At 69.8% G+C, this 13,056-nt stretch carries 12 protein-coding genes; 2 read left to right on the top strand and 10 right to left on the bottom strand.

The window, feature by feature from the left end; all coding sequences use genetic code 11:
• Positions 1 to 6 precede the first annotated feature (6 nt).
• The 3 genes from OG975_RS44550 to OG975_RS44540 are packed head-to-tail and all read right to left on the bottom strand — an operon-like array spanning position 7 to position 3,581.
• Positions 7 to 1,467, bottom strand: coding sequence for a carboxylesterase/lipase family protein (locus OG975_RS44550; protein WP_406335419.1), 1,461 nt, complete (start codon positions 1,465 to 1,467; stop codon positions 7 to 9).
• Positions 1,464 to 2,684: an amidohydrolase family protein gene (locus OG975_RS44545; RefSeq protein WP_406335418.1), complete on the bottom strand. Its 1,221-nt coding sequence runs from the start codon at positions 2,682 to 2,684 to the stop codon at positions 1,464 to 1,466. Before OG975_RS44545 ends, OG975_RS44550 begins: the two co-directional genes overlap by 4 nt.
• A gap of 6 nt (positions 2,685 to 2,690) precedes the next feature.
• A complete protein-coding gene (locus OG975_RS44540) occupies positions 2,691 to 3,581 on the bottom strand; it encodes a fumarylacetoacetate hydrolase family protein (protein ID WP_327434181.1) in 891 nt (296 codons plus the stop codon).
• A 107-nt stretch (positions 3,582 to 3,688) separates the two neighbouring features.
• Here OG975_RS44540 and OG975_RS44535 point away from each other — a divergent pair, with 107 nt between their 5' ends.
• Both OG975_RS44535 and OG975_RS44530 read left to right on the top strand, forming a co-directional pair.
• Positions 3,689 to 4,435, top strand: a complete 747-nt coding sequence (locus tag OG975_RS44535) for an SDR family NAD(P)-dependent oxidoreductase (RefSeq protein WP_406335416.1) — start codon at positions 3,689 to 3,691, stop codon at positions 4,433 to 4,435.
• 91 nt (positions 4,436 to 4,526) lie between these two features.
• Positions 4,527 to 5,309, top strand: coding sequence for an SDR family NAD(P)-dependent oxidoreductase (locus tag OG975_RS44530; RefSeq protein WP_406335415.1), 783 nt, complete (start codon positions 4,527 to 4,529; stop codon positions 5,307 to 5,309).
• Between the two features lie 234 nt (positions 5,310 to 5,543).
• Here OG975_RS44530 and OG975_RS44525 read toward each other — a convergent pair whose 3' ends face one another.
• From OG975_RS44525 to OG975_RS44495, 7 genes are all read right to left on the bottom strand, one after another.
• A complete protein-coding gene (locus OG975_RS44525; protein WP_406335413.1) occupies positions 5,544 to 7,520 on the bottom strand; it encodes a hypothetical protein in 1,977 nt (658 codons plus the stop codon).
• Between the two features lie 149 nt (positions 7,521 to 7,669).
• Complete coding sequence (locus OG975_RS44520) at positions 7,670 to 8,080, bottom strand: VOC family protein (RefSeq protein ID WP_406335412.1); 411 nt, start codon at positions 8,078 to 8,080, stop codon at positions 7,670 to 7,672.
• 2 nt (positions 8,081 to 8,082) lie between these two features.
• A complete protein-coding gene (locus tag OG975_RS44515; protein WP_406335411.1) occupies positions 8,083 to 8,967 on the bottom strand; it encodes an ABC transporter ATP-binding protein in 885 nt (294 codons plus the stop codon).
• On the bottom strand, positions 8,964 to 9,788 hold the full coding sequence (locus tag OG975_RS44510; protein ID WP_406335410.1) for an ABC transporter permease: 825 nt from the start codon (positions 9,786 to 9,788) through the stop codon (positions 8,964 to 8,966). The genes OG975_RS44515 and OG975_RS44510 overlap by 4 nt, the downstream gene beginning before the upstream one ends.
• A 4-nt stretch (positions 9,789 to 9,792) precedes the next feature.
• Complete coding sequence (locus OG975_RS44505; RefSeq protein WP_406335409.1) at positions 9,793 to 10,560, bottom strand: ABC transporter permease; 768 nt, start codon at positions 10,558 to 10,560, stop codon at positions 9,793 to 9,795.
• Between the two features lie 5 nt (positions 10,561 to 10,565).
• On the bottom strand, positions 10,566 to 11,576 hold the full coding sequence (locus OG975_RS44500; protein ID WP_406335408.1) for an ABC transporter substrate-binding protein: 1,011 nt from the start codon (positions 11,574 to 11,576) through the stop codon (positions 10,566 to 10,568).
• A gap of 26 nt (positions 11,577 to 11,602) precedes the next feature.
• Positions 11,603 to 12,970: an FAD-binding oxidoreductase gene (locus OG975_RS44495; protein ID WP_406335407.1), complete on the bottom strand. Its 1,368-nt coding sequence runs from the start codon at positions 12,968 to 12,970 to the stop codon at positions 11,603 to 11,605.
• Between the last annotated feature and the right edge of the window lie 86 nt (positions 12,971 to 13,056).

Below are 13,056 nucleotides of genomic sequence, written 5' to 3'. Positions count from 1 at the left end.
CTCCTTTCACAGGGGACGAGCTGTGCGCGCCAGAAGCTTCATCGCCTCCAGGCGGTCGAAGACCCCCGCCTCCACGGTGTCGCCGAAGAACATCACTTCTGGGCCGGTGAAGACCGGCCACACGGGCAACGCGCCCCCGTTCGGGTCCCCCGTCCGAACGAACCGCGCCCACGCGTCGGCCATCGTGCGCGCCAGCTCGCGGTCCAGCTCGCTCCAGGGCCAGGGGCGCTGGTCCAAGTTGTCGAGTACGTAGGGCAGTTCGGCGGTGTGGTGCACGCCGTATCCCGGCAGGCCGTCGGGTGGGGCGGCCAGGTCGAGTCCGGGGGGCAGCGGAGGTGTCCGGGTGAAGCGGTACATCCAGGTCCGGGCGCTCGCCCGGTGTGCCGTGGCCCAGCGCCACACGGGGTAGGTGAAGCGGCTCTCACCGGTGAACTGCCGTACGGTGCGCCGGGCCTGGCCGGCGTCACGGACCGGGTACACCTCGTCCGAACCGGGTTCCACCGGCAGCCTTCGCAGGGCGTCCAGCGAGGTGTACACCGATCCCTCGTCGAGGTTGGTGCCCACCAGCAGCGGTACGGCGTGCTGGCGGCCCGAGGCGAAGACGTCATCCGTGGGCTCGGTCAGCAGGCGGCCGTCGACGACCGGCCCGAAGTGGCCCTTGAGGACCAGCTCCACACCGCTCGTCCGCCGCAGCCCGGCGATGTCCCGGTCCCCGAACTCCCCCGCCCAGCACAGCCCTTGCTTCTGTGCCGCGCCCTGGTCCGGAAGCGGCCCCTCGGCGCGGCCGATGCCCGAGGCGCTCTGCCCGACGGCCGCGCGGAAGAGGGGCCGGGCCGCCACCGATGCCATGAGGTGGCAGATGTGCGCGGCCCCTGCCGAGTTGCCCGCGAGGGTCACCCGGTCGGGGTCGCCACCGAAGGCCGCGATGTTCTCGCGGACCCAGGTGAGGGCGGCGACCATGTCGAGCAGGCCGTAGTTGCCGGATGCCCCGAGGTCGTCCTCCGCGGCCAGTTCGGGGTGGGCGAGGAAGCCGAGGGCGCCGAGGCGGTGGTTGAGGGTGACGACGACCAGACCCCGGCGGGCCAGGGCGCGACCGTCGTGCAGGTCCAGCCCGCCGTGCCCGTAGCGGTTGCCGCCGCCGTGGATCCACACCATCACCGGCAGCCCGCGCCCGGCCGGGTCGGGGGTCCACACATTGAGGTAGAGGCAGTCCTCGCTCATCACCAGGGCCCGCCGGTCGGCGAAGTTGGTGTGGTACATGATCGAGTCGCGGGGCGGCTGTGGCTGCAAGGGGGCAGGGCCGAAGTCGTACGCGCGTCGCTCCCCGTCCCAGCCGGCGGCGGGCCGGGGCGGCCGCCAGCGCAGTTCGCCGACCGGTGGCTCGGCGTACGGGATGCCGCGGAAGACGGCGATGCCGGTGTCCCACTCCCCCACGAGCCGCCCGCCCGTGGTGCGCGCCCGGATCACGCCCGCGCCTTGTGCAATACGCCGTCCTTCATGATCGCCACGAGGCGGTCGCGGTCCTGGAGGATGCGGATGTCGGTGAGGGGATCGCCGTCGACGAGGACGAGGTCGGCGAGGAAACCCTCCCGTACGAGACCGAGTTCGTCCCCCATGCCCATGATCTGCCCGCCGTACTGAGTGGCCGCGCGCAGCGCCTCGGCGGGAGTGAAGCCGAACCACTCGACGAAGAGTTCCAGGTCCCGCAGGTTGCATCCGACCGGGTTCCAGGCGAAGCCGTAGTCGCCGCCCGGGACGACGCGTACCCCGCGCCTCATGAGTTCGGGCACGACCTGGCGTACGGCCTTGGCGGTCGCCTCGACCTCCATGCCGGGCTCGGGTTCGCTGTCGGCCTCGTACAGGTTGGCGTGGATGATGCCGGGGGTCGGGGCGACGAAGACGCGGTCGCGGGCGGCCTCCAGGAGGTCGAGGGCCTCCTCGTCGGCGAAGGTGCAGTGGTAGAGGGCGCGGATACCGTGGCGTACGGCCATCTTGACGGACTCGGCGGCGTGCGCGTGCGCGGTCAGCCAGACGCCGCGCCGCTGGGCGGCGAGTGCGGCGGCGGCCACCTCCTCTTCCGTGAACTGCACGATCCGCGAGGTGCCGGCGACCACCGCGCTCTCGCCGGAGAGCGACAACTTGACGATGTCGACGCCCAGTTCGGCCATGCCCTCGACGAACCGGGCGACCGACTCCGGGTCCGAGGCACGGCCGTCGATGCCCGGGAAGTCGTACACCCCCGGCTCGACCATGCCCGCGCTGCCCTCCCAGGACGCGGCCTTGAGACGCGGCCCCGGCATCCAGCCCTCGGCGAACGCCTTGCGGGCCGCGATCTCCGTGCGGGGCAGCCGGTTGCCGCCCGAGTAGGCGCTGGTGATGCCGTGGTCGAGCAGGACGCGGCCGGCGTGCGCCACCAGCAGGGCCTTCTCCTCGTCCGGTTCGTCGCGGCGCCGGGAGCGGTGCTCGACGGTGGAGCCGAAGCCGAGGTGGGCGTGCGCATCGACGATCCCGGGGAGCAGCGTGCCACCGCCGCCGTCGATGACACGGGCCGAACGCCGTTGGCCGGAGGGGATGTTGGGTGCCAGGGCGGTGATGCGGTTGCCCTCGACGAGGACCTCCGCGGGGAAGGGGTCGCGTCCGGTGCCGTCGAAGACCCGGACGTCGGTGAAGAGGGTCGCGGTCATGGCGGCTCAGACCCTCCCCCAGAGGGGGTGCCCCCACTCGGCAGGCGGCTCCGCGGTCCCGTACGCGTCCTGCCAGGAGACCACCGGGTTGCGCAGGATGCCGAGGCCCTCGATCTCGGCCTCGACGACGTCGCCCGGGCGGAGGTAGTTGGCGAACGGGTCGGCGGTGCTCGCCGCGACGCCCGCGATGGTGCCGGTGGTGATGAGGTCGCCCGCGCTGTAGATCTGCGGCGAGTGATAGGCGACCAGTTGCGGAATCGACACCGACATCCGGGAGGTGTGGGACTTCTGGCGGACGTCGCCGTTGACCCGCAGCTCCATGTCGAGGTCGTGCGGGTCGTCGATCTCGTCGGCGGTGACGATGTACGGGCCGATGGGACAGAACGTCTCGATCGCCTTGGAGAAGGAGAAGACGCCCGACTCCATCTCCTTGCGCTGGATGTCGCGCGCGGTGATGTCGTTGAAGACCAGGTATCCGGCGATGTGCTCGGCGGCCTGTTCGGCGGAGAAGAACCGGCCCGGCTTCCCTATGACGACGGCGAGTTCGAGTTCGTAGTCCAGCTCCCGGGTGAGGTTCGCGGGGTACACGACGGGCTCGTCCGGGCCGATGATCGCGTCCACGTTCTGGAAGAAGACGATGCCCTTGTTCACCGGATGGGACCAGTCGACCCGGACCAGGTCCTCATGGTGTTCACGGAAGTTGCCGGCCGTGTGGAAGAACTTCTTCGGCACGATCGGAGCGCGCAGCCGCACATCGGCGAGCGCGAACGTCCGCCCGGTCTCCCCCACTTGACCGTCGCGCTCGAAGAACGCGCGGGTCGTCGGGACATCGAGTTCCACGACGGTCTCACCGTCGAGACGGCCCACGAGCCCGTCGTCGAACGTCACCAGTTTCATCGAACCACTCCTTAACTGTCGACAGTCAGCCTGCCCAGAGGTGGGTTTGGCGTCAAGAGCCGTGCAAAGTGTGGACACAAAACGCGGCGGTGGCTTACGGTCCGAGCATGCGGACGACATGGGACTTCACCGGGGCGCGCGCACTGGTCGCCGGTGCCGGAGGGATCGGCGCGGCGGTGACCGGTGCGCTCGCGGAGGCGGGCGCCGACGTACTCGTCCTCGACGTGGACGAGGCGAAGGTGGACAAGGTCTGCCAGGGAGCGGACTCCGTCAACGGCCTGACCGCCGACCTCACTTCGGCGGACGCCTGCCGTGCGGCTGTCGACAGGTCCGTGCAACTCCTGGGCGGGATTGATGTGTTCGTGCACGCGGTCGGCGTCAATGACCGCAGGCCGGTGCTGGAGACACCCGACGAGGTGTGGAAGCGGCTGCGCGCCGTCAATCTCGACAGCGCGTTCTGGCTGGGCCGCGCCATCGGCGCGGTGATGGTGCCGGCCGGGCACGGGCGGATCGTCTTCCTCTCCTCGGTGTCCGGTCTGCTCGCCCACAAGGACCATGCACCGTACGCGGCCACGAAGGGCGGCGTCAACCAGCTCATGCGGGTCATGGCCCGCGAATGGGCCGCGTCCGGCGTCACCGTCAACGCCGTCGCGCCCGGCTACACCGAGACGGACCTGACCCGCGCCTACCTGTCCGAGCCCGGGATCCGCGCGTCCCTGGAGGCGCTCGTGCCCGTCGGACGACTCGGTCGCCCCGAAGACCTGACGGGGCCGGTGCTCTTCCTCGCCTCCGACCAGGCCGCGTTCGTCACCGGTCAGGTGCTGTACGCGGACGGTGGCCGGACCCTCGTATGACGCGCGCTCTCGCCACCCACGGACGACCGCGCTTCGTCCGCACCTCTCCATCGCCTCTTCTGTCTCTTCTGCTCATTCGAACGGAGATCACATGACTGCCGTCCCCGAACGCTTCACCGGCAAGACCGTCCTCGTCACCGGAGCGGGCACCGGTTTCGGCGCCGAGATCGCGGTGCGGGCCGCCCGGGAGGGCGCCGACGTCGCCATCCACTACCGCAGTTCGAGCGCGGGCGCCGAGGCCACCGCGGAGCGGGTCACCGCGCTCGGCCGCAAGGCCTTCATCGTGCAGGCCGACATCGCCGACCGCGCCCAGATCCGGCGTCTGGCCGACGAGGTGTGGGCCCGCTTCGGCCGCCTGGACGTGGCCGTCAACAACGTCGGCGACGTGGCCCGCGAGCAGATGTCCTGGCGTGACATCACGGAGGAGTCCATCGATCACGTCCTCGCCGTGGACGTGAAGGGCACGCTGCTGTGCACCCATGAGTTCGGTGCGCGGATGCTGGAGCAGGAGGGGGGCGGGGCCATCGTCAACATCGGCTCCACCGTGGTCGTACGGGGCAGCGCCCGGGCCCCGCAGTACGCTGCCGCCAAGTACGGCATCATCGGCCTCACCAAGTCGTACGCCCATGCGTTCGCGCCGGCGGTTCGGGTGAACGTGTTCGCGCCCGGGTTCATCGAGACCCCGGCGACGCTGGGGCGCCAGGACTGGAAGAACGGCCGCGGGGAGCAGTTGCGTGCGGCGACGCCCATGGGGCGGATACCTGGGCCTGAGGAGCTTGCGGGGGCTGCGCTGTTCCTCGCGACCGAGGATGCGCAGCACATTACCGGGGGGTTCCTTGTTGCTGATGGCGGCTACAACATGATCGGCGCGTAGGCGCTCCGCTGGGGGGTGCGGAATTCGGCTGCGGGTTCGTGGGGGCTGGTCGCGCCCACGCGGCGGAGCCGCATAATGTCCCAGCCCCGCGCCCCTTTCGGGGCGCTGCCCCCCACCCCCCTCGAAATGAGAAGCCCCTCTGAGGCGAAGCAACAAGCCCCTATGAGGTAAAGCTCCGGTCCCCGGGAAAACGGTTCGCATCCTCCCCTCCCGGGGGCCGGTTTTTTCATGGGGTTACGCCACGGTCAGTGTGAGCGCACCTGTGTAGCTCTTGCCCGGGGTGATCGTGGTGGTGGTGCCGCCGACCTTCAGGGTCACGGTCTTGCCTGAGGGGGCCGTGACGGAGGCGTCGGAGGCGATGGTGAGGGCGCTGAGGTAGGAGGTGCCGGTGACCGTCCAGTCGGCGCCGTTCTTCAGGGTGACGATGACACCGTTGTTCACGACCGCCTGGGCGGTGTTGGTGACCTCGCCGATCTGCAGGTACTCCGCCGAGGTGATGGTGGAGACACTGTGCTTGGCCGCGGAGGCGGAGATGACGCCCTCGACGGTGGAGCCGTCGAAGGTGAGCACCAGGTTCTGGCCCTGGATGCTCGCATTGCCGCCGCCCCAGACGGAGTTGTAGAAGTTGCCGGTCAGGGCGATGTCCGTGAACGTGGCGGTCGAGTCGGTCGTCTGGGCGCTGGTGGTGACCCAGCTGGACGACTTCGTGGCACTGCCGGTGGGCTCGGTGTAGGTGCCGATCGTCTCGCTGCTCCACGGCTCGCCCGACACCGACACGCTGCTGGGACGGTCGGTGTCCATCAGCTGGAAGATGACGCCATTGCCGGCCTCGATGGTGGCCCCGTCGGAGCCGTCCACGACGACGGTCGCCGCCGAGGCCTTCGAGAGGAACGTGGTCTTCTCCGTACTGACCTGGGTGCCGCCGTCGATGGTGACGGTCGAGGCGCCATACCACATGAAGCCGAAACGCCCGGAGTTCAGGGCGCAGGACTTCTCGCTGAGGGCCGACAGTTCGGTGCTGGTGAGCCCCAGTTCCAGCGAGTCGTTCAGGTCGGAGACCGTGCCCGCGACGCTGTCGCCGTAGTGAACGGTTCCGCTCCAGGTGATCAGGACGTAGTCGCCGACGTCGTAGGTGCTGCCGAGGATGTGCTCGGTCACGTTGCCGATGGCGTACGACCCGTAGCCGACCCCGCCGGTGTTGGCGATGGTGCTGTTGATGACGGTGAGCGTGCAGTTGCTGCCGCCGTCGACGGACAGTGCTCCCCAGTTCTCCGAGGAGACGGAGGAGTTGATGTATGCGGCGCGGGTGTTGGCGCCGAGGAGGTTGGTGGCGCGGACGTTGCCGGACAGGCCCAGCATCCACGGCACGGTGATCATGTACTTGGTGTCGCCGGTGCCGGAGGCGGGGTACTCGTCGGGGACGGTGCCGTCCGCCGTGTGGATCGTGGAGTTCTTCACGATCACATTGGCGGTGGCGTCCGCGATGACGGCGGTGCGGACCACGCCCTGGTTGGTGATGGTGGCGCCGTTGACGACGAGGGTGGTGCCGTCACCGGTGCCGACGACGGACGCGCCGTAGCCGATGAAGTCGCAGCGGCCGTTGCCGGTGAAGGCGATCTTCGCGTTCTTGAGCGTGTACGTGCCGCCGCCGGTGACATAGACGCCGTTGAACGCCTCGCCGGTCGAGGTCAGACGGATGCCGGTCGCGGCGGTGTTGGTGGCCGACCCGCCCTTCACGTTCGCCAGTACCGACTTGGACTTGTCGACGCCGTCGGAGTCGACGTAGATCGCCTGGCGGAACGGGAAGGTGAGGGTGCTGTACGCGACCTCGTTGGCCTCGGCGACGGTGATGACGACGGTGCCCGTGTAGGTGCCGGCGGCGATCGCGGTGGCCGCTCCGCCGTAGCCGTCGGTGAGCAGGGCCAGCTCGCTGCCGGTCTCCACGCTGTTCACGGTGAGGCTGATGCTGTAGCCGTCGGGGGCGGCGAGAATGCCGCCCTCCTCGATGGTGAGGGAGCTGAGCTTGGTGGTCGCGGTGACCTCGACGGTCTCCCCGGAGGCGACGGTGAGCGTCGCCTTGGTGCCGACGGCGTGCGCGACGGCGGGGGCGGCGAGAGTGGGGGCGAAGGCGGCGGCGACCGCCACGAGCAGGGCGCGGGGACGAGCTCGGAAGGTGACCTCGCGCTCGGCAAGAGACTTCTTGTGATCCACCGTGAACTTCCTTGTCTTCAGGTGTTTTCGGGCAGGGTCGACCTGCTCGGGGCAGGGGTGAGCTGCCCTTCGGGCAGGGGTGAGCCAGGGAGTGGGACGGGGTCTACGGACGCGCCCCGGTCGTGCGGGCGCGGTGGGTGCGCCGGCTCTCAGGCGCGGTCGATGAGTTCGATCAGGTTCCCGAACGGGTCGCACACGAACGCCATTCGGGCGCCGGGGCGTGGTGCCGGGCGCGGGCTCATGCGCACGCCCGCGCCCGCTGTGACGAGTCGGTCGAACGTGGCGTCGACCTCGTACGGTGTGCCGACGCACAGGCAGAGGTGACCGAGGCCGAGCGTGCCCGCCGCCTCCAGCGGGCTGTCGGCGGTGAGGCCCGGCCGGGCATCAGGACGGTGGAGCAACTCGATGCGCCAGCCGCTGTCATGACGGAGCATCACCCCGCTCAGATCCGTGCCGGGGACGGAGAACGTGTGCTCCTCGGCGAGGTCCAGGGCCTCGCGGTACCAGGTGGTCGCGGCCCGCAACTCCGGTACGGATAAGCCCACATGGTCGAAGCGCACGGTCAGGCCACCCCCGTACGGTCGGCCTCGACGGTCTTGTCCGGGGACTGGGCCGTGGCCGGGTCCCGGTCTGTGTCCGTGTGCGAGTCCGTGTCCGTGTCCGTGTCCGGGGCGCGCTCCCCGCGGATCAGGGACAGAACCCGCGTACGCAGTTCGGCGAAGCGCGGGTCGGCGCGTGTCGACAGCTGATCGCGATCGGTCCCCAGGGGAATGGCCAGCGTCTCCAGGACGGCGGTCGGCTTGCCGCCGAGGACGATCACCCGGTCGCCCAGGTAGACAGCCTCGTCGATGTCGTGCGTGACCACGACGACGGTGATGCCGAGCTGCCTGCGCAGTTCCAGCGTCAAGTCCTCCAGGTCGAACCGGGATTGGGCGTCGACCGAGCCGAAGGGTTCGTCCATGAGGAGCACCGGCGCGTCGTACGCGAGCCCGCGGGCGATGGCCACGCGCTGCTGCATGCCTCCGGAAAGCTGCCACGGGTACTTGTCGCCGACGTCCGGCAGCCCGACGGCCGCGAGGCAGTCGAGCGCGCGCCGCTTGCGCTCCGCGCGCCGTACGCCTCGCCCCTGGAGCGGGAAGGCGACGTTGTCCCACACCCTCAGCCAGGGCAGCAGTGAGCCGCGGTAGTCCTGGGAGACGACGGCGATGTCCGCGTGCGGTTCGGTGAGCGACTGGTCGCCGTAGCGGACCGCTCCCGAGGTCGGGCGGGTCAGTCCGGCGAGGCAGCGCAGCAGGGTCGTCTTGCCCGCTCCGGAGGGGCCGACGATGCAGACGGCCTCTCCGGGGTCGACCCGCAGGGACAGGCCGTCGAGGACCAGGTGCTCCTGGGGACCGTGCCCGAAGGCCATGCGGAGTTCCTCGACGTGCAGGCTGGATCCGCGTGTCATACGACGACTCCGTTGCTCTTCTCGATGGTCACGGGCTTCGACGGACGGGCGCGCGGGGCGCGTTGGTGGTACCAGCCGAGAAGGCGGTGCTCGCACAGCAGGAGGAGCACGCTCAGGCCGTATCCGAGGATGCCGATCAGGATGGTGCCGGCCCAGGTCTCGGCGACATGGAAGCTCGATCCGCTCTGCAGGATGAAGTTGCCGAGGCCGACGGGCGAACCGTAGATCTCGCTGACGACCATGAGGACGACGGCGATGGACAGGGAGACGCGGATGCCTGCCAGGATCTGCGGCAGCGCGCCCGGCAGTATCACCCGGCGCAGCCGCAGCCGCCACGGGATGCGGTAGCCGCGCGCGGTCTCGTGCACGGCCGGGCTGATGGCCTGCACTCCGCTGACGGTGTTGAGGAGGATGGGCCACAGCGAGCCGAGGAAGATCAGAAAGATCTTCGGGCCCGAGCCGATGCCCAGGGTGAGGATGATGACGGGCACGAATCCCACGGTCGGTGTGGCTCGGGCGAAGTCGAGCAGGGGCGCGGTCGCCAGGCGCAGGGTGCGTATCTCGCCGATGACCAGGCCCGCGCCCACCCCCACGACGGTGGCGAGCGCCAGTCCGCTCACTATGTTGCGCAGGCTGTAGAGCAGGTCGCCGACGAGGCCGCCGTGGACGAGCTCGGACCACAGGGTGCTCAGGACTTCGGTCAGAGGCGGGAAGTAGAAGCTGGTGCTGCCCGCGGTCGCGACGAGCAGGATCGCGAACACCAGGGCGGGTAGCCAGAGTTGACGCAGGATCGGTTTCCAGGGCACACGGCCGCGGTTCATGGGGCTACTCGCCTCCTGTGTGCACGGGCGGCCGCCAGCGCAGCAGCCGGTGCTCGGCGAACTGTGCCAGCAGAGTGATCGAGTAGCCGATCGCGCCCGCGGAGAAGATGTAGGCGTACGCCCGCGCCGACGCCCCCGCCTGCTGCGACTCCATGATCATGTGGCCGATGCCGGGGAGCGTGGTGAGCACTTCGACGCCGATGGACACCAGGACGGAGGTGGTCGCGGCGAGCCGCAGCCCGGTCATGATGGACGGCACCGCGCCCGGCAGGACGACCCGCCTGAAGCGCAGCAGCCTGGGGATGCGGTACGACCGTACGGTCTCGTGCACGGCCGGGGGCACGCTGCGGGCGCCGTACTGGGCCTGGAGCAGCACCGGGAAGACGCAGGCGATGAAGACGACGGTCGCCTTCATGCCGGGCGTCGAGCCGAGGACCAGAAGGAAGACCGGGAGCAGGGCGATGACCGGGAAGGAGCGGAGGATCTCCATGAGCAGCCGAGAGGACTCCTCGGCCGCCGCGTACACCCCGGTCACCAGGCCCACCGGAATCCCCACGGCGACCGCCACCACGAGCCCGGTGACCGCGCCGCGCAGGGTGTCGCCGACCGCCTGCCAGAACGTGCCGCTGCCGGCGAGCTGCCACAGGGCGGAGGCGACGGAGCCAGGGCCCGGCAGCGCGGTCGAACTGACCACGCCGATCGCCGCGATCAGCGCCCAGAGCCCCAGGACGGCGGCCAGCGCCCCGAGTTGAAGCAGTCGGACCTTCACCATGCCCGCTACTCCCCACCGGAGGTCGGCGCCTGGTCCCAGTAGATGGCCGAGTCCTTGGGCTCCTTGTCGAGGAGGTCGAACTCGTGCATCTTCGTGATGACCGTGCGCATGACGGTGGTGTCGAGGTTCTTGTCGTAGTAGTTGGTGTCGTGCTTGTCGATGTACGCGGCGGGGACCTGGGTGTACTTCTTGTCGATCGCCTTGACGGCAGAGGGGTTCTCGTTGGCGTAGGTGATGGCCTTGGCGACTGCGTCGATGAACTTCTTCGCCGTGTCACCGTTCGATGCCAGGTACTTCTGGCTGGAGAAGAGCACGCCCTGGACCATGCCGGGGAGGTCGTTCATGCCGTTGCCGATGGTGCGCAGTCCGCTCTCCCTGGCCGCCGCGTAGAACGGGCCGAAGGAGAAGATGGCGTCGGTCTTGCCGGAGGTGGCGGCGTCGGTCAGCGAAGTCGTCGGCAGGGCGACGAACTTCACCTTCTTCGGGTCGCCGCCGTCCTGCTGCACCAGGTACTCGCAGATGAACTGGATGGTGCCGCCGAGCGCCGAGATCCCGACGGTCTTGCCCTCCAGGTCGGAGAAGGACTCGATGGAGCTGCTCTTCTTGACCAGCAGTCCGTCGGTGGGGGCGGTCTTCGTCGTCGCGGACTGCAGACCGGTGACGATGCGCAGCGGCATGTCCTGGGCCGCGCTCTTGAGGAAGCCGGAGCTGTCCGTCATCGCGAACTGGGCCTCGCCGTTGAGAACGGACGGCGCGTTCTGCGAAGTGTCCTGCGCGCCCGCCTTGATGGTGACGTCCAAGCCGGCGTCCTTGAAGTAGCCCTGCTGCTCGGCGATGTAGAGCGGCTCGAAGATGGCTCCGTTGGAACGCAGGACGGTGACCTTGGCCTTGCCGTCGGCGCTCTTGGCCTCGCCGGCCGCGTCGCCGCCGCAGGCCGTGGCGGCGAGGGACAGGGTGGCGGTCACCGCGGCGAGGGCGAGCAGGGTACGGCGCCGCGGGTTTCTCGAAGTCTCCATGGAACGGCTCTCCTTCAGTACGGGCTTCAGTGCGTCCGGGCGGGTGCCGCGGCGGCGTAGGCGGTGGTGGATTCCAGCGGGGACATGTACGTCCGGAACAGTCCCGCCGGGTCGTACGCGGCCCGGATCTCCTCCAGGCGTGCGGAGTTGCTCGGGCTGAGCCCGTGGTCGAAGCGGTCGGCGAGGTTGTTGTCGGAGAACTGGAGGCCCTTCGACAGGTGCTGGATCGCGGCGAGTTCGCCGTGCACCCACCGTTCGTGGGCGAGGTCCTCGGCCGGGTCGGTCCAGCCCGCGTTGGGCGAGAGGTAGACCTTGGCCTGGCTGGACCAGCAGGCGTCGGTACGCGGCGGGTAGTGGCCCCAGAGCATCCACAGCACATGGCTGGTGGTGTCCGGGATGGAGTCGAACAGCGGACCGGCCGCGGCCAGGATCTTCTCGACGGGGCCGTCGGCCCAGATCCCGTCGAGGGCCCAGCGCATCCCGGCCGGGGTGAGCCGGTCGGCGGCGTCGTACAACTCGGCCATGGTCGTCTCCTGCGCGATCACCGCACGCACGGCCCGGTCACGGAAGGGGGCGGCCTCCAGCGGGGCGAGCGGGTTGTCGCCGGTGTCGCAGAAGGCGGTCGCCGTGAGGGAGACGGTCTTACGGTCCAGCCCTGGGGTGAAGCCGACCTTCGCCGAGAACTCGACGGCGGGCGACAGGCTTTCGAGCGTGTCGTACGCCCAGCTCAGCACCTCGTCGCGGAGTTCGAGCGGGTAGCTGTGCACGGTGCGCAGGATGCGGCCCGGCCGTTCGTGGAGGCGGAGGTGGAAGCGGGTGACCACGCCGAAGAAGCCGGGGCCGCTCCCCCGCGCCGCCCACAGCAGGTCGGGGTGCGAGGCGTCGGTGGCGTGCACCAGGCTGCCGTCGGCGAGGACCACGTCGATCGCCTCGATGCTGAGACAGGCGGGGCCGAGCCTGCGTGAGTCCCAGCCGTAGCCGCCCCCGAGGAGGAAGCCGCCGAGGCCGACCGTCGGTGCGTGCCCGGTGGGGAAGAACAAGCCGTGCGGCGCGAGGAGTTGATCGAGTGCCGGCCCTTTGACGGCGGGTTGTACGGCGGCCGTGCGGGCCACCGGGTCCACGGAAGCCTGCTGCATCCGTGACAGGTCGAGCAGCATTCCGCCGTCCCGCACCCCGTTGCCCACCCAGCTGTGACCGCCCGAGCGGATACCGATCGGCAGTCCTTCGCGGCGGGCCAGGCGGACGGCCGCGACGACGTCCCGCTCGTCCTCGGCGAGGGCGATCACCTCGGGAAAGCGGCAGGGCTTGCGTTCGTTCCAGACGGCGTCGAGGCGGGCATGCTCATAGGCCTCGTCGCCGCGACGGATGAGGGTGCCCTGAGGCAGGTCGTGCATGGACGTCTCCTCACGCGGGGTTCGACACGCGACAGTACTGTCGACACTTTCGGCCTTCAAGGGGTGCGACAGCGAAATAGTTGCCA

The sequence above is a fragment of the Streptomyces sp. NBC_00203 genome (genome assembly GCF_045206325.1).
GTDB classification, from domain to species: Bacteria; Actinomycetota; Actinomycetes; order Streptomycetales; family Streptomycetaceae; genus Streptomyces; species Streptomyces lutosisoli.
This window is presented reverse-complemented; position numbering and strand designations above follow the sequence as displayed.

What these genes read in the sequence shown, in the direction of transcription:
- OG975_RS44545 (WP_406335418.1), bottom strand. Translation starts at nt 2,684, where the DNA reads ATGACCGCGACCCTCTTCACCGACGTCCGGGTCTTCGACGGCACCGGA.
- OG975_RS44540 (WP_327434181.1), bottom strand. Translation starts at nt 3,581, where the DNA reads ATGAAACTGGTGACGTTCGACGACGGGCTCGTGGGCCGTCTCGACGGT.
- OG975_RS44535 (WP_406335416.1), top strand. Translation starts at nt 3,689, where the DNA reads ATGCGGACGACATGGGACTTCACCGGGGCGCGCGCACTGGTCGCCGGT.
- OG975_RS44530 (WP_406335415.1), top strand. Translation starts at nt 4,527, where the DNA reads ATGACTGCCGTCCCCGAACGCTTCACCGGCAAGACCGTCCTCGTCACC.
- OG975_RS44515 (WP_406335411.1), bottom strand. Translation starts at nt 8,967, where the DNA reads ATGACACGCGGATCCAGCCTGCACGTCGAGGAACTCCGCATGGCCTTC.
- OG975_RS44510 (WP_406335410.1), bottom strand. Translation starts at nt 9,788, where the DNA reads ATGAACCGCGGCCGTGTGCCCTGGAAACCGATCCTGCGTCAACTCTGG.
- OG975_RS44505 (WP_406335409.1), bottom strand. Translation starts at nt 10,560, where the DNA reads ATGGTGAAGGTCCGACTGCTTCAACTCGGGGCGCTGGCCGCCGTCCTG.
- OG975_RS44500 (WP_406335408.1), bottom strand. Translation starts at nt 11,576, where the DNA reads ATGGAGACTTCGAGAAACCCGCGGCGCCGTACCCTGCTCGCCCTCGCC.
- OG975_RS44495 (WP_406335407.1), bottom strand. Translation starts at nt 12,970, where the DNA reads ATGCACGACCTGCCTCAGGGCACCCTCATCCGTCGCGGCGACGAGGCC.